Genomic DNA, 19,939 nt, shown 5'->3' on the forward strand with positions numbered 1-19,939 from the left:
TCATGAAAACTCTGCGTATACTCACATTGGTTGCATCTTTTCTTATAGTCGGATTGTTTCAGATCAATGCGTCAACCATAAAGACTTTACCCAAAAAACCCTATAAAGTCCTGATTATAGACGGTCAGAGCAACCACAGAAATATGGCCGAAGGTACACTGGCCATGAAGGGATACCTGGAAGAAACCAAAATGTTTACGGTAAGCATCGTCACTTCTCCCAAAAAAGGCCAGAACATGGAAGACTTTAAACCGGATTTTACCGGATATGATGTTATTCTTTCCAATTATAACGGGGAGCCCTGGCCGCAGGTTGTTAATGATGCTTTTGAGAGGTTTATCCAAAATGGGGGAGGGCTCGTCGTGGTTCATGCGGCAGATAATTCGTTCCCAAAATGGGAGGCTTACAATAAAATGATAGGGATTGGCGGATGGGAGGGACGTAACGAAAAATCCGGTCCCTATGTTTATTTTGACGAAGCCAGGAATCAGATTGTAAAAGACCCCGGTGCCGGAATTGGAGGCAGTCATGGAAATCAACACGAATTTGTTGTTAAAACCCGTGAACCTAACCACCCAATCATGAAGGGGCTTCCCGCTGAATGGCTTCATCAAAAAGATGAGCTTTATGACCGGCTGCGCGGGCCGGCGGAAAATATTACCGTGTTAGCGACCGCCTACAGCTCCGTTGAACAAAGAGGCTCCGGCAGAAACGAGCCGATGCTGATGACTTTGCCTTATGGAAAAGGGCGAATCTTTCACACCACACTGGGTCATGAAAATTACTCCCAAAAGTGTATTGGTTTTATTACGACATTACAGCGTGGCACGGAATGGGCAGCCTCGGGCAAAGTTACTCAGGATGTTCCCAAGGATTTTCCAACTGCCGCCAAAGGAAGCGCGCGTCCATAAGGTTAAGAAATACTAGAACCAATTCAGAACTTACTATCAATGACAAAACTTTCTGACAGAAGAAAACTGATTAAGAACATTGCCATGGGAGCTGGCTTTCTACCGTTTGCAAGTTCATTGTCAAAAGCTTTCCATGCTTCCCAAAACGCACTGGGTCCAAAACTGAACGGTAAAATCAACCATTCGGTTTGTAAATGGTGTTACAGCAAAATCCCACTGGACACCTTTGCACAGGAATGTAAAAAATTGGGCATCACCTCCATTGAGTTGCTTGGCCCGGAGGAATGGCCGGTTATCAAAAAGTATGGACTTACCTGTGCACTTCCCTGGGGAGAAGGACTTACCAAAAGCATTGACAAAGGTTTTAATGATCCGGCAAATCATGACGAATTGATAAAGGGCTTCGAAGATGTCATCCCCAAAGTAAGGGCGGCAGGTTATGACAAAATTATTTGCTTCTCCGGAAATCGTCGTGGAATGTCTGACATAGATGGAATGAGAAACTGTGCGATTGGTCTTAGACGATTGATCCCTACAGCTGAAAAACATAACGTTACTTTAGTAATGGAACTGCTTAACAGTAAAGTCAACCATCGCGACTACATGTGCGATCACACCGAATGGGGCGCCGGACTTTGTGAAATGGTTGGTTCAGAGAAATTCAAATTGCTGTATGATATTTATCACATGCAGATTCAGGAAGGGGACGTAATTGCGACGATTAAGAAATACCATAAATACATCGCGCATTACCATACTGGCGGCGTTCCTGGGAGACATGAAATTGACGAGACACAAGAATTATATTACCCATCCATTATGAAAGCAATTGTGGAAACCGGATATAAAGGTTTTATCGGCCAGGAATTTGTACCGAGCCGCAATGATGATATCGCTTCGTTGAAACAAGGAGTTACCATTTGTGATATAGCTTGACCATCAACTCTTTAAAATTCAAAATCATGTCAAACAGACGTACTGTATTAAAAAATATTGCGGTAGGAACGGCGGGGGTATTTTCCCTGTCAGAAGTTTTTGCTGCAAATAAAAAAGTATTCGGGCCAAAGCTTAATGGTAAAATAAATCACTCCGTATGCAAGTGGTGTTACAGCAAAATCCCGCTCGAGACATTCGCTCAGGAATGCAAGCAAATGGGCATTTCTTCGGTAGAACTTTTGGGACCAGACGAATGGCCGATTCTCAAAAAGTACGGTCTGCATTGCGCCTTGCCAAATGGTGCAGGGATGGGGATCGAAAAAGGGTTTAATGATCCGGCACTTCATGACGAACTGGTAAAAAGTTACGAGGACATTTTTCCTAAATTAAAAGACGCTGGTTATAACACGGTCATTTGCTTTTCAGGTAACCGGCGCGGTATGTCCGATTACGACGGTATGAGAAATTGTGCAATCGGGTTAAGAAGACTGATGCCGTCTGCAGAAAAATACGGAGTAACCATGATCATGGAATTGCTGAACAGCAAAGTGAACCACAGAGATTACATGTGCGACCATACTGCCTGGGGTGCCGGACTTTGTGAAATGGTAGGTTCGGAAAATTTCAAATTGCTTTACGACATTTACCATATGCAAATCATGGAAGGCGACGTCATCGCAAATATTCGTCAGTACCACAAATACATTGGTCATTATCACACGGGCGGCGTGCCAGGAAGAAATGAAATTGACGAAACTCAAGAGCTATATTATCCGGCAATTATGAAAGCCATTGTCGACACTGGCTTCAAAGGCTATGTGGCTCAGGAGTTTATACCAAAACGCGAACCCCTTGCTTCGCTGAAACAGGGCGTGCAGATTTGTGATATCGCCTGAGAGAAAATACAGATTGGAGATTTTTCAAAATTGGATGAGCGAAACCAGTAAAGGTTATTACTCATCCAATTTTTTGATTATCAGGATTATAGAACGAGATTACTGAATTTTCATGCCGCTTAGAATTCATTGGTTAATCTATTCCGCAATCTGGTCAAGGTCTGCTCAAACCTAAGCCGACAAGATTGTTGGTTTTATTTGTTGTATAATTTATATTATGTTAAATAGATATTTCAATCGATGGCACTCACTTACACTCAACGCATCCTGATTACCACTGCGACAGCTATTCTGGTGGCTGCCTCCCGTTTCTATTATGTAGAGAACTTTGCAGTGGCCCTGCCGTTCTGGGATCAATGGGATGCCGAGGGAGATTTCCTGCTGAAGCAATGGATTGAAGGTCAACTCAAACTCAAAGCATTCTGGGAACCACACAATGAGCATCGGATATTTCCGACGCGACTGTTATCATTGGCTACATTTCAGCTAACGCACGAATGGAACAATCTCACCGAGGCACGGACTAATGTTTTGCTCGCAACGCTGGTACCAGTCACACTGATTTGGTATTTGCTGAAGAATCAGGCATTATTGGGAATCAGATGGGTTTTGCTGTTTGTCATCTTTGCTCAGTTTTGCCTGCCGTTTCCATTTGAAAATCTCCTGATTGGTTTTCAGAGCCAATTCTACTTTCTAATGCTTTTCACTTTACTCTCCCTGATCCTGGCAAGTTACCGTCCTTATCAGCCATTTTCGATCGCCGCTGTCTTTGGGTTATGTATCCTCAGTGTCATCACCATGGGCTCGGGACTCTTAACTCCTCTTGCTGCTGTAGCCGTCTATACATGCCACTCGATTTTAGATAAAAAACATTTAACCCAATCGCTAGGCGTAATTGTCATTCTGGCGACGATCGCAGTCGCAGGTTTTTTTCTGATTCCAAAAATCCCGGATTATCAGATTTACAGATCAAGGAATTTGACGGATATCTTCAGCGCACTTGGCTATATTCTCAGCTGGCCGATATCGGGCCGTCAATTCCCCGCCTTTCTGCTTTGGTTACCACCTTTGTTTACAATTCCAGTCCTCATTATCTGTAAACGATTTTCAAAAACCGACTTATTGATGACGGGTTGCTTTGCATGGTCCTTTTCACAAAGTTTGGCGATTGCCTATGGGCGTGGTCAGGAGCTTACCGAAGTTTCCTCCCGCTACACAGAATTGTTTAGTCTGGGTTTGATTGGTGGCGCCTGGTTCGCGCTCCGGGGAATTGAGGAACTGCAGGGGCTCAAATGGAAATGGATATTTGTCACATTTTTCGCGGCCTTTATATACGGCCATATGACAAGGTTCACCGGCGACATGCAGGATATGCGCAGAAATCATGCATACTCGGTTATACAGACGGAAAATGTTTGCATGTACTTGAAAACCAGTGATATCCGCCATTTACAAAAGAAACGTCACGAAATCCCCTTTCCCGATCCGATCCGCCTGGAAGCATTGCTGAGTAACCCGACAATTCGCCAAATGCTCCCCCAACCCATGAAACAGTATATTCAGAACCCATAAAAAAACAGCGCCGGAAATTCCGACGCTGTTGCCATTCTGTTTTATTTTCCGCTATTGCTCGTCGATACAAGCTACGCCTTTACTTGTAAATTGCTCGAGAACACCGTTCACGGTTGTAAGTGTTTCTTTTGCTTCTGCTTCATCCTTAGCCTGGATTGCTTTCTCGAAATAAGGTTTCGCCTTCTTGAATTTTCCGCAAACGCGACCTTCCACTTCTTTTCCACGTTGCTGATACTCGGTCATATTCATGTTATCAACTTCGCCTTTCAACAATACCGCTTCGTTAAAATAAAATACGCCCAGGTTGAAAAGCGCATCGTAATTAGCAGGGTCTACTTCTAATACCTTTTTATAATTAGCGATTGCCTTCGTGCTGGCATCTGCCTGTTTCGCTTTCAAATCAGCTAATTCTTTCTCCATCGCCGCAACGTCATTACCTTTTGCTGCTTCTTGTGCCGCAGTAGCTTCACCCTGCATTTTGGCAATAGCCTCAAGACTTTCCTTCTTCTTAGCCGTCACATCTGCTAACTGACGCTTTAAATCTGCATTTTTTGGCTGTTTTTTGATCAACGCTCCAATACGCTTTACTTCACCGTCATAAACTTCGATCTTACCCTTTTCACTTTCGATGTTCTTGTTAATAGTAGCGACAGCACTCGTGCCTGATCCCATTTTAGCATTAAGCTGCTTTATTTTATCAGCAGCAGTTCTTTGCGTATTATCGTAAAGAATTGCCAGGTTCACCAGGTTCTGAGTATTCTTAGGGTCAGCAGTTGCCAACGCTTCCAATTCCTTGATGGCTTGATCTTCCTTTCCAGAAGCTAGCAAAATATTCACAATCTCAGCTTTAAGATCCTTATTATTAGGCGATTGGGTCAAACCCTTATTCAAAGTTTCAATCGCCTTATCGAAATTGTTGTCCGCACGGTACAATTGTGCAAGGCCGTAAAATACACTTGGGTCTTTTCCACCATTAGTCGCATATTTCTCAAAATTTTGCTTGGCAACGTCCTTCTTGTCCAGCTGTTGCGCTGCTATACCTCCGTACAATGAAGCAAGTGTATCTTTCTTATTCACTTCTTGCGCCAGGGTAAACATTTCAAGCGCACCGTTCAGGTTTTTTGCCTGGTATTTTTCTGCTCCTTGTCTCACAAAGGCGTTAAACAAGTTAGTTCCTTCACCACCGTTCAGAACATTTTCCGCTTCCTTAGCTGATTTCCCGGGTTCTCCCTTTTTGGTTTTGTCCAGTTCCACAACCTTTTTATATGCTTCGAACGCTGTTTTCGCTGCGCTTGAATCTACTTCTGATGCCTGTGAAGCAATGTTTTCGTACAACTTTGCTCTCTCCATCCAAAAAGCTGCTTTCGCGCTAGTCTTCGGGTCGGATGCGTCTTTATCGCTTTTTTCCTTGTCTTTCCGGAATCCGTCTACCAATAGCTTGTTGGCAGCATCTTGCTGCGCGAAGGCACCAAGGCTGAAAAGGCTAAGGGCAGAAACAAAAAACAGTTTTTTCATAAATCTTAACTTTGGTTGTGATTGATTGTTCGAGTTCTAAATATAAATCAATTAATATAATTTTTACAAAAATCATGCCTCTGGTTCCTCAGAAGGATCATTTTCATCTTCTTCATCATCCTCAATCACTTCGTCTTCCTCATCTTCTTCCAACTCGTCAGAGACAATAATATCATCTTCCGCCGCACCTTCAACCGGCACCGAAACTGCTTTTGGGATGACGTTACCATCTTCGTCCAGCTCTTCGGCTTTTTCATCGGGATCTTTCAGTATCCGGGTTACCGAGGTAATCTCGTCGGAGTTATTTAGTCTGATCAGTTTCACACCTTGCGTATTACGCCCAGCCAGGCGGATATCCAGTACACTCATTCTGATCGCAATACCATTTCGGGTGATGATCATCAGGTCATCCTGCTCGGTTACTTCACGTATCGCGACGAGCTTTCCTACCTTGTCGGTGGCATTCATCGTCGAAACACCCTTTCCTCCCCTGTTCGTTATTCTGTAACTATCTATGTCTGAACGCTTTCCGTATCCATTTTCAGAAACAACAAGTAACTGGGCATCTTCACGGTTAATACACACCATACCGATTACCTTATTGCCGGGATCAGTCAGATTGATACCGCGAACACCCGCGGCAGTCCGGCCCATCGGGCGAACGCCTTTTTCATTGAAACGAACGGCTCGGCCTGCACTTGAGGCAATAACAATGTCGTTGTCCCCATTGGTCAAAGCCACATTCAGCAAACGGTCGCCTTCATTAATTGAAATCGCAATGATACCGTTGGTACGCGGGCGAGAGTAAGCCTCGAGCAAGGTCTTTTTGATTGTGCCCTGCTGGGTACACATAATGAGGTAATTATTGTTGATATAATCCTCATCGGACAACGTGCGAACGTTGATGACTGAACGAATAGAGTCGCCATTCTCCAGACTAATCAAATTCTGGATCGGCCGACCTTTGGAAGTTTTGCTTCCCTCCGGTACTTCATACACCTTCATCCAAAATAGCTTACCGTACTCGGTAAAAATCAAAAGATAATTGAGCATGGTTGCGGAGAACAAATGCTCGGTGAAATCCGTATCCTTCGTTTTCACACCGCGGGAACCTACCCCACCCCTTGTTTGCGTACGGTATTCAGCCAATGGGGTCCGTTTGATATACCCTTCATGAGAAATGGTGATCAGCATTTCGTCATCCGGGATCATATCCTCATCGCTAAACTCTTCAGCGGCAAATTCTATTTTAGTCCGTCGCTCATCCCCATATCGTTCTTTGATTTCACCTAACTCATTTTTGATGATCTCATATTTCCTGAATTCATTAGCGAGAATGTCTTTCAAGTCGGCGATCAAAATCATGATCTCCTCGTATTCTTTTACAATTTTATCCCTTTCTAGACCCGTCAAGCGTTGCAAACGCATTTCGAGGATTGCCTTTGCCTGAATCTCGCTTAACGCAAATTGCTCCATCAAGCCTGTTCTCGCCGCATCCGGGTCGCGGGAGCTGCGTATCAGTGAGATAACTGCATCCAGGTTGTCCAGGGCGATGATCAATCCTTCGAGAATGTGGGCACGTTTTTCTGCCTCGCGCAATTCGTATTCTGTACGGCGTGTAATCACCACAACCCGATGGTCTACATAATGCTTGATCAGGTCTTTAAGGTTAAGTAAAACAGGCCTTCCTTTGACGAGAGCTACGTTATTGACCCCAAATGATGATTGTAGCGGCGTATATTTGAAGAGGTGGTTCAATACAATGTTAGGCACCGCATCCTTTTTCAGATCAAAGACGATCCGCATCCCGTCACGGTCCGATTCATCCCGGATATCCGAGATACCATCCAATTTCTTGTCATTAATCAAAGCAGCAATCCTTTCAATCATCGCAGCTTTGTTGGTCATATAAGGGATTTCGGTCACAATAATCTGTTCCCGTCCGTTCTTCGACACCTCAAATTGTGCTTTGGAACGCATAATAATGCTTCCACGACCGGTTTCCATAGCGGATCGAACGCCCTGGTAGCCATATATGATACCTCCTGTCGGGAAATCCGGAGCCTTAATGTGCTCCATCAACTGAGGAATTGTTATTTCGTTGTCATCAATATAAGCCAAAACGCCGTCCACAACTTCCGAAAGATTGTGAGGTGCCATATTCGTGGCCATACCTACTGCAATACCGGACGATCCGTTTACCAGTAAGTTCGGGAATTTGGCCGGAAGCACGGTCGGTTCATTCAGCGAATCATCAAAATTGGGCTGAAAGTCGACTGTATCTTTCCCAAGGTCATTCAAAAGCTCGTCGGCAAGTCTCTTTAATCTGGCCTCGGTGTAACGCATTGCCGCCGGATTATCCCCATCAACCGAGCCAAAGTTACCCTGACCGTCAACCAACGGATATCTTAAGGACCACGGCTGGGCCATACGTACCATGGTATTGTAAACTGAGGCGTCACCGTGAGGGTGGTATTTCCCTAAAACCTCCCCTACTATACGGGCGGATTTTTTGTGAGACCTGTTGTAGTTAACACCCAGATCCGACATTCCATAAAGCACACGTCTGTGTACAGGTTTCAAACCATCGCGAACGTCGGGTAAAGCGCGGGAAATAATCACTGACATCGAATAGTCGATGTATGCTCCACGCATTTCATCCTCAATATTGATTGGGATTATATTTTCACCAGAAGATTCTGCCATAAAGTGTTAAAAAAGAATCGAGATTTGTTAAGCGAGAGATTGAAATGATTCAACTGCCCAAAGAATTAATACAAAATTTACCATACTAAAAAGTCAAATTTCGCTATTTTAAAGCATTCTAACAAACTATCTCCAATGCTATTTCACATTCGTTTTATATGTCTGTGATATCCCGGGGCTTATCTCAAAAAATTGGCCCTGGAAAACTTACTTGGCATCTATCATTAAATTTTCCTTCCTTCCAGCTTATAGAAGCAAGCTTACTTTCCCACCAAATCACCTATGCCCTTATTACTCACATTTGTCGCAATCCTCACACTTATTATTTTAATAGCCTGGCTTAAGATTGACACCTTTATATCCTTTCTTCTCGTTTCAATCGGGCTTGGCCTGGCCAGCGGGCTTGATGTTGAAACTGTCAGCAAGGCCATTCAAAAGGGAGTTGGAGGAACGCTCGGGGACCTGGTTCTGATTGTTGGATTTGGCGCCATGCTTGGCAAAATGGTTGCCGACAGCGGCGCAGCCCAAAGGATTACGGACGCCCTGATAGGTCTTTTTGGCAAAAAATACATTCAGTGGGGAATGGCCCTGGCTGGTTTTGTAATTGGGATACCGTTGTTTTACAATGCTGGGTTTGTAATTGTGATTCCCCTGATTTTCATGATCAGCGCCACCGCCAGGCTTCCACTATTATATGTAGGCGTTCCGATGTTATCCGCTCTCTCTGTAGCGCATGGCTATCTCCCGCCCCACCCCTCGCCCGCTGCCATCGCCAGCCAGTTGCATGCAGATCTTGGAAAAACATTATTTTATGGAATGATTGTATCTCTTCCGGCGATTGCAGTGGCCGGCCCCCTTTTCGGAAACACTTTGAAAAGGTTCCAACCCAAGCCGGACGCGGATCTTTTTAATGTAAAACCCCGCCCCACCTCCGAACTCCCTGGCTTGGGAATCAGCGTTGTGACTGCCCTGCTTCCGGTTTTCCTGCTGACTACCATGTCGGGCATTAAACGACTTTATCCCACGAATAAAATCATTGGCCTCCTTGCCGAACCGTACTTTGGCATGCTGATGTCTGTCCTGTTTGCAGCTTATACGCTGGGAATATTACGTGGGATGAACATGAAAAAGATCAGTAAATCCATGGAAGAGGCCTTCAAAGGGGTATCTGTAATTCTGCTGATTATTGCTGGTGCCGGCGTTTTTAAAGAAGTCATGACGGCAAGCGGCGTAAGTACTTATATCGCCGAAAGCTTAAAAGGAATTGACATTTCTCCCCTGCTGCTGAGCTGGGGTATCGCTGCTGTGATCCGTGTCTGCGTGGGTTCCGCCACTGTTGCGGGACTGACGACCGTTGGCATACTTTCTCCTCTTCTCGTCAATTCCGCTGTCCCTCCCGAATTGCTGGTATTGGCCATAGGCTCAGGTAGTTTGATGTTCTCCCACCTCAATGACGGCGGCTTCTGGCTCTTCAAAGAGTACTTCAACCTGAGCATTAAAGACACCCTGTTAACCTGGTCTGTGATGGAAACAATTGTCTCCATCATGGGATTGCTTGGCGTTTTAGTGCTAAATTTGTTCGTTTAGAGAATCTGGACGCATTTTTAGTTATTCCAGGCCTAACTTTTAAAAGTGGGTTGGACCTTTTTAATCCCATCAAAACGGCCCGAATGGCCATCATTTTATTACTATGGAAAATACACCTGAATCCAATTTTGCCCAGCTCGGCCTTACGCTCCCTCCTGCCCCAAAACCGGTGGGCGTTTACAAACCGCTTCTTATTGTAGACAAACGCTGGGTATATGTGTCTGGCCACGGAACGGTTCAGGAGGATGGGACACTGATCAAGGGTCGCATCGGAAAAGATATGGATGCCGACCAGGGGAAACTTGCAGCCCGTCAGGTTGGATTGGCTATCCTTGCCACCCTCAGAGCCAATCTGGGAAGCCTGAACAGGGTGAAGCGCGTTATCAAAGTCCTGGGGATGGTCAACTGCACCACTGATTTTGAAAAGCATCCATTCATCATCAACGGCTGTAGTGAGCTTTTCGCGAAGGTTTGGGGTGAAGAAAACGGCATAGGTGTAAGAAGCGCAGTTGGAATGGGTACATTACCGGACAATATCCCGGTTGAAATTGAAGCTATGTTCGAGCTGGAAGAAAAGTAATCAGTCATTCAAAATTCACTCCTATGTCCTGGTTCAAGCTTAAAAATCCAGATCAAGTCATTTCGCCTTCGCTGCTGTTTTACAAGGAACGTGTAGAAACCAACATCCGGAATATGATCGATCTTGCGGGTGACGCAGACAGGCTCATACCGCACGTGAAAACGCACAAGACGCCCGAGATTGTTCGTATGCAGCTGGAGCAAGGAATCAGCAAGTTTAAATGCGCAACAATTGCCGAGGCCGAAATGCTGGCAGAGTCAGGTGCAAAATGGATCCTGCTGGCCTACCAGATGGTGGGCCCCAATATTGCCCGTCTCTTCAAACTCCGGGAAAAATATCCGTACGTGATCTTTTCTTCACTGGTCGATAACGAAAAGTCGGCAACGGAACTGAATACGGCTTCATTAGGGTATGGATTGATATCAACCGTTTTCCTCGATGTCAATAATGGCATGAACCGAACTGGCCATTCGACTGACGAAAGCATTCTTTCGTTTTATCGTTCGCTTCTAGGATTGTCTCGTATTACATTGACCGGCGTTCATGTTTACGATGGACATATCCGCAATGCCGAGTTCTCCGAAAGAAAAACCGTTACGGACGATGCCTTTGAGAAAGTTTTGCCCCTGCTCGACAGGATCAAAGATGATATCGGCCACGAGCCGATGGTGATCGCAGGCGGCTCCCCTTCTTTTACCGTCCACGCCATGAGGCCACATGTTTTTCTTAGTCCCGGGACCAACGTACTTTGGGATTGGGGATACGGCGACCGGTTTGACGGACAGCCATTTGAACACGCCGCAGTGGTCCTTACACGAATTGTATCCAAGCCGACACCTGGGATTGTAACGATCGACCTGGGCCACAAAGCGATCTCGGCTGAGAACCCGATTGAAAACCGGTTAAAGCTGCTGAACCTTAGCGGATATACGGTGCTCAGCCAAAGCGAGGAACACGGCGTGTTACAGGTTAGCCATGAAATATGGGAGTCTGTACAAATCGGGGACGTTTTATATGCGGTTCCTTACCATGTTTGCCCAACCGTTGCGCTGCACGATTTTGCGACTGTCATTGACAACGGTGATGTTGTGGATGAATGGAAAATAATCGCGCGAAGCCGCCGGATTACCATTTAACTTAAATTTAACTTTTGATAAATGTTCCTATTTGACGCCCACCTGGACCTTTCCATGAATGCCGTGGAATGGAACCGGGATTTAACACAGGACCTGCAATCGATACGAGACCGGGAAAAAAACATGACCGACAAGCCCGACCGTGGCAAGGGAGTTGTAAGCTTCCCGGAAATGAGGAAAGGCAATATTGGGATGTGCGTGGCAACCCAAATCGCGAGATTCGTAAAACCTGATAGTAAAATCCCTGGCTGGCATTCACAAGCCCAGGCATGGGCCCAGACCCAGGCGCAGGTCGCCTGGTACAAAGCAATGGAAGAGGCCGGAGAAATGGTGCAGATTACCAATCTGGCCGGCCTGGAATATCATTTACATCTCTGGCAAACCGCGGAGTCCACTGAGAATCTGCCGATCGGTTATATTCTGAGCCTCGAGGGTGCCGATTCGTTTATCAGTCTCAATAAACTCGAAATCGCATACGGATATGGTCTACGCGCCGTTGGCCCCGCACATTACGGCCCGGGCGTGTACGCCTACGGCACAGATGCGGACGCACCCCTATCCCAAAAAGGCAGGGATCTGCTGGTGGAAATGGATGCGCTCGATATGATCCTCGATGCTACGCACCTATGCGATACCGCTTTCTGGGAAGCCATGGATCTTTTTAAGGGCCCGGTATGGGCGAGCCACAATCTGGTGCGCGCCATCACGCCGCATAACAGACAGTTCTCCGACGAAATGATCCAGGTTTTGTTAGATAGAAAAGCGGTAATCGGCATGGCGTTTGACGCCTGGATGATGATCCCCGGCTGGATAAGAGGCAAATCCACACCAGAGAGCACCGGTTTGAAAATCGAACATATTGTGCAGCACATTGATCACATTTGCCAATTGGCAGGAAATGCTTTGCACGTAGGGATTGGCTCGGACCTGGACGGCGCCTACGGAAAAGAACAATCTCCTGGTGACCTGGACTCCATCGCCGATTTGCAGACAATCCCTGGCTTGCTCACAGCCCGCGGTTACTCGGCGCAGGATATCGAACAGATTATGTGGCGGAACTGGGTTGATTTCCTCGGAAGAAACTGGGATTGAAGAACTTGGATCAACGCCAGTCTTAAATTTACAAAATCTAATATTTTCTTAATATTGCAATAAAAGCATTCTCATGAAAGCTTCGCAACTTGTAATCGGGTTGCGAAGCTTTTTTATTTGATCTCGTTGCAACATTTAAGCCAGCTTATTTGTAATTATTATAAATAAGTTTCACATTTGGTTCAGGTTATTTACCTGGTACTGAAAATCCATAAATACCTTGAACAATTCCTGATTACCGATTAAAACAATGGCCAGAACATATAAGATATCTTTCAGAACGCGTATTCAAAACAATAAGTCGTTCCAAAAACTGCATGACTGTCTTAAACAATTGAACGTCCAACATTGGGCCTACGATTTCCAGGAGTTTCTGCTGACTTTAACATCGGAGCTTTCGGACTTTACATTGATTCAGGCCACGCTCCGGTCGGCGGGCTATGTTTGCCATTTTATCAAGCTTGAGAACCTTGAGGACAGCGGAAGCCTGTCACTCGGCTAGTCCCGCCATTGGATTTCCTGGCAAGATGAAGAAGGTCGATCTGGATGAGCAGTCGGCACTGGACATAGGATTTTTAGCCGCTGTTCTGGTTTTCATAAAGTTTCTTTTCTGCTAGTCGTTCTTATGCCGGAAAATGATTTGTTTACGTCAGGCTGCATGGGTTTCCCTCTCCCCGACATACGTTTCCAATGCTGATCCATTAACGGATGGAAAGCTTATATCAGCGATTAAAAAATTTCAGTGGCTCTGCATTTGAACCGTAAACTACGAAACGGGATTACTACTCCCCTATCGGCGAAACCATAAAATTCAGAAAATAAAATACCTCTTCCTGGCTGCGTATGTGATTACGCGCAGCCGACAAATCGTCCCCGATTTTGATCGTGAACGCAGTCTCTGGCACAGCTTCGAACATGTCCTCGTCGGTAGTATCGTCGCCGATTGCAAGAATAAAATCGTAGTCGCCGTTTTCGACGAAGGTCCTTGCGGCGGTGCCTTTATTAAAAGCGGTCTTTTTGACTTCCACGACCTTGTTGCCGTCGATTACCTGCAAATTCAGTTCAGGCTGGATGTAGTTTTTAAGCTGCCAGAGCAATTCCTGTGCTCGCCGGGTTGCATATAGTTTGTCATCGGCTGTACGATAATGCCAAGCCAGGGCTGTCTCCTTCTCTTCCACAAAAGCGCCCGGACATCTTTTCGCATAAATGTCCATGATGGGGCGAATACTGTCTTTCCAGTTCTCTTCATAATGTTCATTGAGCTGCCAGTCGTCTGTTCCCTTCAACTTCATCAATGCACCGTGCTCGGCAATCATATGGACCGGCAGGTCACTGAAAAGATTGTCCAAAAAATAGCGGTCCCTTCCGCTGACGATAATTACCGTGTCTCGTTTTGCTATCTCCTGCAGGAGCTTTTTAACATCCTCAGAAATAATCGCCTTCGCGGGATCAGGTACAATAGGTGCCAGCGTGCCGTCGTAGTCGAAAAACAAAATCCTGTTATGGGAAGACTGGTAGGCCCTCCTGATTGCATCAATACCCTTGTTGGTCAGAAAAACCTGCCGCAACCTTTCGTGTTCTAATTCAAGCATTGTCATTTGTGTAAAAAAATCATTGGTCCATGCGAAAACATCATAATCCTTAATCCGCTCACGCATCGCATCCATACGCTTCATTTGCTCATCTGCAGGCATTTCAAAGGCGACTTTGATCGCATCAGCAATATCCTGTTTGTCCAAAGGATTAATAATCAAGGCCTCACCCAGCTCTGCAGCAGCACCTGCCATTTCACTCAGTATGAGAACGCCCCGGCCATCCCGGCGACTGGCCACGTATTCCTTACAAACCAGGTTCATCCCGTCCCGCACGGGCGTGATCAGGGCCACATCACTTGCCGTGTACATACCCACAAGTTCATGGTAAGGCATTGAACGGTACTGATATATGATCGGCTGCCAATAAATATTACCAAAATCAGCATTGATCCGGCCGACCGTCTGGTCAATATCCGACTTCATTTGCTGATATTGTTCTATAGTATCCCTGGACGGGACCACCACCATTACAAAGGAGGCTTTCTCGTGCCATTCTGGATACCTTTCCAAAAATCGCTGATATCCCCGCAAGCGGTGAATAATTCCTTTCGAATAGTCCAGTCTGTCGACAGAAAAAATAATTTTCTCTTTTAGCGATTGTCTTGCCTCGGACCGGGCTTGCGTAACTGCCGGGTCGTCGTACGCTGCATTGAACTGGTTAAAGTCAATACTGATGGGAAAGGAGTCCACTTTCACGATCCTGTTGCCCATATTAATGTAGTGCAGCTTGTTGCCATAACCCGATACCAACCTGGCAGCCTTAAGAAAATATTCGACGTAATCATTGGTATGAAAACCAATCACATCCGCGCCCAGCATCCCATCCACCAGCGCCTTTCGCCAATGGACTGGCAAAAGCCTGAAGAGCTCAAATGAAGGAAAAGGTATGTGAAAGAAAAAGCCGATTTTATTGGAAGGAAAATGGCGGCGTATCAGGTCAGGAAGCAGCATCAGCTGATAGTCCTGCACCCAAACCGTGTCGCCGGGTTGTATTATTTCGGCAAGTTTCTCAAAAAAGAGTTGATTGGCCGTTTGGTAGGCTTCAAAGTAAACATCGTCGAAACGGGCAAGCGAGGGGAAATAGTGACATAGCGGCCAGAGCAGGTTGTTGCAAAATCCCTCATAGTAATTTTCATTCACTTCGTCGGAGATAAAAACCGGATGTGCCTGAAAATTGTCGTTTGCCATAGACTGTCCTTCCAATTCCTCGGGGCTATTTTCTGAAAAGCCTATCCACTGTATCTTTTCATTTGCATTAAAGACAGGGCTATCTGGGTTTTTTACCAGCGACAGTACCGCGGACACGAGCCCTCCGGAATTCTGGAATAGGCGTACATCATCGTTTTCCCTCACTAATTTAAACGGTAACCGATAGGCCACAATGATTAATCTTCCTGAACTGTCTGATTGAGCTAGATTTCTCATATGTTGCCTTGGCAGTAGCAAAACCTATGCCACTATCCCTAAAATCGGCATAAACGCTAAGTTGAGTACAATTTGTAATCATTAATTTCACATATATCGACATAGTAGAAGCGATATCATCCCTAAGGATGCACGGGCAATAGATGAAAAATTCCTAAAAGCTTTGCGGATGGTATGGATTTATAATAGCTTAGGCGGCGCAACCTCTTTCATCATTTTACAGGAACCGGGGTAATCCGGGCGGACCGCGCCAGTGATCTGCAAGCAAGTTTAGCTTTGCTGTTTTCCATAAAATAAGGTGATGGATGAACACAAATACAGGTTTTATAACCTTAGATTAGTCAAGGACTACAATCATGTAATCGCAGATTAATGCTGTGCCACTCTTTGTTGTGGGTTGCGGGCGGTCAGAAATGACCGCCATTTTTTTTGATACTTGTTTTGCTGTAACTTCCCCCTCACATACTCGACAAGCCTTTCCCGCATCCGTAGTACATGAAAGTATCGGGTTTTAAATACATCGTCATTGCCTTCATTCTCGCAAACATTATTTGCAACAAATGTTATGCGCAGTTTGAAAACTGGCTCAATAAAACCCCGGCGCAACGATATCAGCAGATAAGGACCTACATGACCCTTTATCTGACACCGCAGGATAGCGCTTCCGCCTACCAGTCCCTTGTCAAACTTAAAACAATTGCAAGGAAGGCGGATGACCGTGACTTACTGTTGGAAGCGGAATATTTACATGCATATCTTTCCGCGCAGATTTTAGGCTTTCCGCCCCAAAAGATCATCAATGAGATCGAACAGGTGGTTGCGAGAGCCGAGAATGAAAACAATCTTCAGATTCAGATCCGCTCCAGAATGTTATTAAGGCATTACTATTGGTATTTTTCAAAAAACTACGAGAAAGCGCTCGAAGAATATTTCAAGGTGTACAAACTACTGCAAAAAACGAACGGAAAAGAATTCCCCGAAAAAGCCGTGTCGCTTACGCAAATGGGCGAGTCCTACTATTTTTTTGCCGATTACAATAATGCGATCGCAGTTTCACGCCAGGCGCTGAACTGCGAAGTGATCTATGAACAGCGCGGCGTACATAATACGGCCCTGAATACGATCGGCCTGAGTTATGTAAAAGAAGGGCGGCTCGATTCCGCTGATTACTATTTTCGAAAAATCATTGCCAATCTTGACATCGACGATTATGCCGTGTGGAAAGGGATCGCCCAGGGCGACCTTGGCCAAACTGCTTATCTAAGGGGAAACTACAAAGAAGCATTGCCGCTTTTGCAGGGAAATATCGACCGCGCAATCATTATCAAGGACTTTGATCAGGCTGCGAAGTCACTGACATTGATGAGCGACATTTATTTCAGGCAAAGAAACTTCGCTGAAGCAGGCCGGGCAATGAGGAAAGCCAGAGCTTGTGTACAGCGCTCGGGGATGACTAAGCCGTTGGAGCAGCTCTATCAGGTCTATGGCAAAGTATACGCCGCCCAGGGAAATTTTGAACTTACCAATATTTACCTGGATTCGGCAAATCGGATCAAAGAGAAATTCGCGAACGAATTTAACTCCATCCAGATGCTTAGGGCGACAGAACGGTCCAGATTGCAGGATCACCGCGCGACGCTCGAAAGAATTGCCGCAGAACAGCAAATAAAAACGCTGGAAAGGAACATACTCCTGATTCTGATCATCCTCCTGATTGTTGTTGCCCTATACTTTTACAAAACTTACTATTACAAGGCGAGGGAAAAAGAGCGGATCGTCAACGACCAGTTAAAACGTGCTGAACAGGAGCTGGCTTTTGCATCCATTCAGCTCGAAGAATTTACGCGTAGCATTTCAGAAAAAAATCAATTGGTGGAAGAACTGAGTGTGCGTTACGGCATCGATGCCAACGACGAGACGGTTCAGGAATTACAGAAGATTACCATTCTGACCGACGACCAATGGGAATATTTCAGAGCCCTATTTGATAAAATACACAAGGGCTACCTCTCCCGCCTTAAGGAAAAATTGCCTGGTCTTACCCCTGCTGAAACCAGGTTTATGGCGTTGGCCAAACTTAACCTGGGCTATAAAGAAATGGCAAGCACGCTCGGAATATCAGTCCAGAGTGTAAGGGTGATCAGGCACAGGATTAGGAAAAAACTTAATCTTCCGGAAGAGGCCGATTTAAAAGAGGTAGTAGGATCCATCTAATCGAAACTTCCTGCAAACAGAATCGATACAATATCCTCATAATCAACAAGCTAGGAAATTGGAATGTTTTTGAAATGCCCGAATTTCCTGATTTTACCGAGCGATTTCTACATTTGATACGTAGACTTAGCCGGTTAAAATTTATGAGACTAGTAAAATACAAGTACATCCTCCTGCAGTCACTGCTTCTCCTATTGCTGTTTTTTCTTACAGTTTGCAGATGGTACAACGGCAGGCTTGATCAGGCCCAAAAAAAAGAAAAAAATAGCCCAACCTTTTCCCAACACCTTACTATCCGATAAATCCCCCTGTCAACATCGCGGTTGCCCGAATCTTGCAAAAGATCTATGGCACCGCGATCATGTTTTTACGAGGCTGTCAAATCAATCACGAAAGGATTTTCACGGCCTGCCTGGCAATTAGCACCCAGTTGCCACCCTGCTTCTGCCAAACCTGGAGCACTTTGATATGAGCCGTTCCCGGACCTTTGCCAGCATCGTTTGTCTTCGCTGTAAGTACATGCCGCACGATCGCCGCGTCACCCACTATTTTGATAGTTTGCTCGCTTAAATCCATGGTCACGAAATCATATTTCAGGCTCATCAACGACTCAATAAAGGTCTTTTGATCTTCTACCAGACCATTTGAATGCCCGTAACTGAGCTCTTTCGAGGATATTGCTTCCAATTCCTTCTGCTTGGGCTCAACCAGCAGTTTACGGAGTTCTTCTACCGCTTTCGCGACATCGGCTTCATCTTTACTTTGAGCAAAACCTAAGTTCGTTGAAACTAAAACAAACAATAGCAGGCGCAAACCCGCTTTGAAATACACATTCATGCTGAGGTGTTTTATTTTACGACGATTAATTGCGATCATAAGATTAAAAAAGCTGCACGACGCTTCTTTACTTATGAAAATTGAACATTTACTTTAAACCACTTTCCTATTCCCGCTCATGGCAACAGAAAAAGGAAAATCGCCGTCCAAACCCAGAGTTCCAAAACTAACAGATGATGAGCAGGTTACGGAGTTCATGTCAAAACTGGCACACCCACTGAAAGCTGAAATTGAAGCCTTGAGAAATATTATCAAAGGCGCGCACCCTGGTATCAGAGAAAGGGTAAAGTGGAACGCTCCAAGCTATTACACCTCCGTAGATTTGCTGACTTTTAATCCAAGACTGGTGACAAGCGTGCACTTGATCTTCCACCACATCGCGATCGTGCATATAAAATCCGACTTGCTTGAAGGAAATTACAGGGATAGAAGAATGACTTATTTTACCGATATCGCCGACATTGAGGCAAAAAGGCCTGAGCTGGAAAGAATTTTACAGGAGCTGGTGGCCTTGGTTGAAATATAGCTGCCGGATTAAGCAAAAAAAGGCGATGAAAATACCGACTTAGCGGGTATGATATTTTAATGGTTCCAATTTAAACCATTGCCAGTAAAATACCTCTAAACTTCATTAAAACGCTTTTTATAGTCTTTATCAACTTCAAAACCAATATCATGGAAAATCTGAAGAGTGTAAAAAAACACGTTCTGGGATTTATTTTACTGATGGTTTCAATGTCTGCCTGCGTTGTAAGGCCGGCAGCGCCCAGGCCGGCACCGCCGCCGGTAAGAGTAGAAGTAATACCGCGCCAGCCATCGCCACGGCACCACTGGGTTGAAGGGCACTATGTTTGGAAAAGGGGAAGATATGTATGGGTTAGGGGTAGGTATAGAAGATAAACAGAAAACGCAAATAGGCGCCCTGAGACGGCGCCTA

General features: G+C 45.4%; 15 protein-coding genes. 11 read left to right on the forward strand and 4 right to left on the reverse strand.

Annotation, left to right across the window (positions count from 1 at the left end; all coding sequences use genetic code 11):
* Positions 1 to 2 precede the first annotated feature (2 nt).
* The 4 genes from AC1XUF_RS05280 to AC1XUF_RS05295 all read left to right on the forward strand — a co-directional run bounded on the left by AC1XUF_RS05280 (position 3) and on the right by AC1XUF_RS05295 (position 4,315).
* On the forward strand, positions 3 to 911 hold the full coding sequence (locus AC1XUF_RS05280; protein WP_483340613.1) for a ThuA domain-containing protein: 909 nt from the start codon (positions 3 to 5) through the stop codon (positions 909 to 911).
* Between the two features lie 39 nt (positions 912 to 950).
* Positions 951 to 1,847 carry a hydroxypyruvate isomerase family protein gene (locus AC1XUF_RS05285; protein ID WP_483340614.1) on the forward strand — a complete coding sequence of 299 codons (897 nt, stop codon included), beginning with the start codon at positions 951 to 953 and terminating at the stop codon, positions 1,845 to 1,847.
* 26 nt (positions 1,848 to 1,873) lie between these two features.
* A complete protein-coding gene (locus tag AC1XUF_RS05290; protein ID WP_483340615.1) occupies positions 1,874 to 2,743 on the forward strand; it encodes a hydroxypyruvate isomerase family protein in 870 nt (289 codons plus the stop codon).
* A 240-nt stretch (positions 2,744 to 2,983) separates the two neighbouring features.
* Positions 2,984 to 4,315, forward strand: coding sequence for a hypothetical protein (locus AC1XUF_RS05295; protein ID WP_483340616.1), 1,332 nt, complete (start codon positions 2,984 to 2,986; stop codon positions 4,313 to 4,315).
* Positions 4,316 to 4,366: 51 nt separating this feature from the next.
* Here the strand turns inward: AC1XUF_RS05295 and AC1XUF_RS05300 are convergent, their stop codons facing one another.
* Both AC1XUF_RS05300 and gyrA read right to left on the reverse strand, forming a co-directional pair.
* A complete protein-coding gene (locus AC1XUF_RS05300) occupies positions 4,367 to 5,650 on the reverse strand; it encodes a tetratricopeptide repeat protein (protein WP_483340617.1) in 1,284 nt (427 codons plus the stop codon).
* A gap of 252 nt (positions 5,651 to 5,902) precedes the next feature.
* Positions 5,903 to 8,536 (reverse strand): DNA gyrase subunit A, encoded by a 2,634-nt coding sequence (gene gyrA / locus AC1XUF_RS05305; protein ID WP_483340618.1) that lies wholly within the window; start codon positions 8,534 to 8,536, stop codon positions 5,903 to 5,905.
* Positions 8,537 to 8,818: 282 nt separating this feature from the next.
* Between gyrA and AC1XUF_RS05310 the strand changes: the two genes are divergently transcribed.
* From AC1XUF_RS05310 to AC1XUF_RS05330, 5 genes are all read left to right on the forward strand, one after another.
* A complete protein-coding gene (locus AC1XUF_RS05310) occupies positions 8,819 to 10,123 on the forward strand; it encodes a GntT/GntP/DsdX family permease (protein ID WP_483340619.1) in 1,305 nt (434 codons plus the stop codon).
* A 103-nt stretch (positions 10,124 to 10,226) separates the two neighbouring features.
* Positions 10,227 to 10,703 carry a RidA family protein gene (locus AC1XUF_RS05315; RefSeq protein WP_483340620.1) on the forward strand — a complete coding sequence of 159 codons (477 nt, stop codon included), beginning with the start codon at positions 10,227 to 10,229 and terminating at the stop codon, positions 10,701 to 10,703.
* Between the two features lie 23 nt (positions 10,704 to 10,726).
* Positions 10,727 to 11,839: a D-TA family PLP-dependent enzyme gene (locus AC1XUF_RS05320; protein WP_483340621.1), complete on the forward strand. Its 1,113-nt coding sequence runs from the start codon at positions 10,727 to 10,729 to the stop codon at positions 11,837 to 11,839.
* A gap of 21 nt (positions 11,840 to 11,860) precedes the next feature.
* Entirely contained in the window at positions 11,861 to 12,931 is a 1,071-nt protein-coding gene (locus AC1XUF_RS05325) for a dipeptidase (protein WP_483340622.1), read from the forward strand.
* Positions 12,932 to 13,181: 250 nt separating this feature from the next.
* Positions 13,182 to 13,433, forward strand: a complete 252-nt coding sequence (locus AC1XUF_RS05330; protein ID WP_483340623.1) for a hypothetical protein — start codon at positions 13,182 to 13,184, stop codon at positions 13,431 to 13,433.
* A gap of 280 nt (positions 13,434 to 13,713) precedes the next feature.
* On the opposite strand, the gene AC1XUF_RS05335 is transcribed toward AC1XUF_RS05330, so the two are convergent.
* Complete coding sequence (locus AC1XUF_RS05335; RefSeq protein WP_483340624.1) at positions 13,714 to 15,951, reverse strand: bifunctional alpha,alpha-trehalose-phosphate synthase (UDP-forming)/trehalose-phosphatase; 2,238 nt, start codon at positions 15,949 to 15,951, stop codon at positions 13,714 to 13,716.
* 495 nt (positions 15,952 to 16,446) lie between these two features.
* Between AC1XUF_RS05335 and AC1XUF_RS05340 the strand changes: the two genes are divergently transcribed.
* Positions 16,447 to 18,165: a tetratricopeptide repeat protein gene (locus tag AC1XUF_RS05340; RefSeq protein ID WP_483340625.1), complete on the forward strand. Its 1,719-nt coding sequence runs from the start codon at positions 16,447 to 16,449 to the stop codon at positions 18,163 to 18,165.
* 387 nt (positions 18,166 to 18,552) lie between these two features.
* Here the strand turns inward: AC1XUF_RS05340 and AC1XUF_RS05345 are convergent, their stop codons facing one another.
* Positions 18,553 to 19,041 carry a nuclear transport factor 2 family protein gene (locus tag AC1XUF_RS05345; protein WP_483340626.1) on the reverse strand — a complete coding sequence of 163 codons (489 nt, stop codon included), beginning with the start codon at positions 19,039 to 19,041 and terminating at the stop codon, positions 18,553 to 18,555.
* A gap of 79 nt (positions 19,042 to 19,120) precedes the next feature.
* On the opposite strand from AC1XUF_RS05345, the gene AC1XUF_RS05350 reads away from it, so the two are divergent.
* The gene (locus tag AC1XUF_RS05350) at positions 19,121 to 19,528 is read left to right on the forward strand and encodes a DUF1801 domain-containing protein (protein ID WP_483340627.1); all 408 of its coding nucleotides are present in this window, start codon (positions 19,121 to 19,123) and stop codon (positions 19,526 to 19,528) included.
* The last annotated feature ends 411 nt before the right edge of the window (positions 19,529 to 19,939 follow it).

The organism is Dyadobacter sp. HNCC25DJ185 (assembly GCF_056895195.1).

Bases quoted from the DNA above. Each gene is read 5' to 3' on its own strand.
- AC1XUF_RS05280 (WP_483340613.1), top strand. From the start codon at position 3: ATGAAAACTCTGCGTATACTCACATTGGTTGCATCTTTTCTTATAGTC.
- AC1XUF_RS05285 (WP_483340614.1), top strand. From the start codon at position 951: ATGACAAAACTTTCTGACAGAAGAAAACTGATTAAGAACATTGCCATG.
- AC1XUF_RS05290 (WP_483340615.1), top strand. From the start codon at position 1,874: ATGTCAAACAGACGTACTGTATTAAAAAATATTGCGGTAGGAACGGCG.
- AC1XUF_RS05295 (WP_483340616.1), top strand. From the start codon at position 2,984: ATGGCACTCACTTACACTCAACGCATCCTGATTACCACTGCGACAGCT.
- gyrA (WP_483340618.1), bottom strand. From the start codon at position 8,536: ATGGCAGAATCTTCTGGTGAAAATATAATCCCAATCAATATTGAGGAT.
- AC1XUF_RS05310 (WP_483340619.1), top strand. From the start codon at position 8,819: ATGCCCTTATTACTCACATTTGTCGCAATCCTCACACTTATTATTTTA.
- AC1XUF_RS05315 (WP_483340620.1), top strand. From the start codon at position 10,227: ATGGAAAATACACCTGAATCCAATTTTGCCCAGCTCGGCCTTACGCTC.
- AC1XUF_RS05320 (WP_483340621.1), top strand. From the start codon at position 10,727: ATGTCCTGGTTCAAGCTTAAAAATCCAGATCAAGTCATTTCGCCTTCG.
- AC1XUF_RS05325 (WP_483340622.1), top strand. From the start codon at position 11,861: ATGTTCCTATTTGACGCCCACCTGGACCTTTCCATGAATGCCGTGGAA.
- AC1XUF_RS05330 (WP_483340623.1), top strand. From the start codon at position 13,182: ATGGCCAGAACATATAAGATATCTTTCAGAACGCGTATTCAAAACAAT.
- AC1XUF_RS05335 (WP_483340624.1), bottom strand. From the start codon at position 15,951: ATGAGAAATCTAGCTCAATCAGACAGTTCAGGAAGATTAATCATTGTG.
- AC1XUF_RS05340 (WP_483340625.1), top strand. From the start codon at position 16,447: ATGAAAGTATCGGGTTTTAAATACATCGTCATTGCCTTCATTCTCGCA.
- AC1XUF_RS05345 (WP_483340626.1), bottom strand. From the start codon at position 19,041: ATGATCGCAATTAATCGTCGTAAAATAAAACACCTCAGCATGAATGTG.
- AC1XUF_RS05350 (WP_483340627.1), top strand. From the start codon at position 19,121: ATGGCAACAGAAAAAGGAAAATCGCCGTCCAAACCCAGAGTTCCAAAA.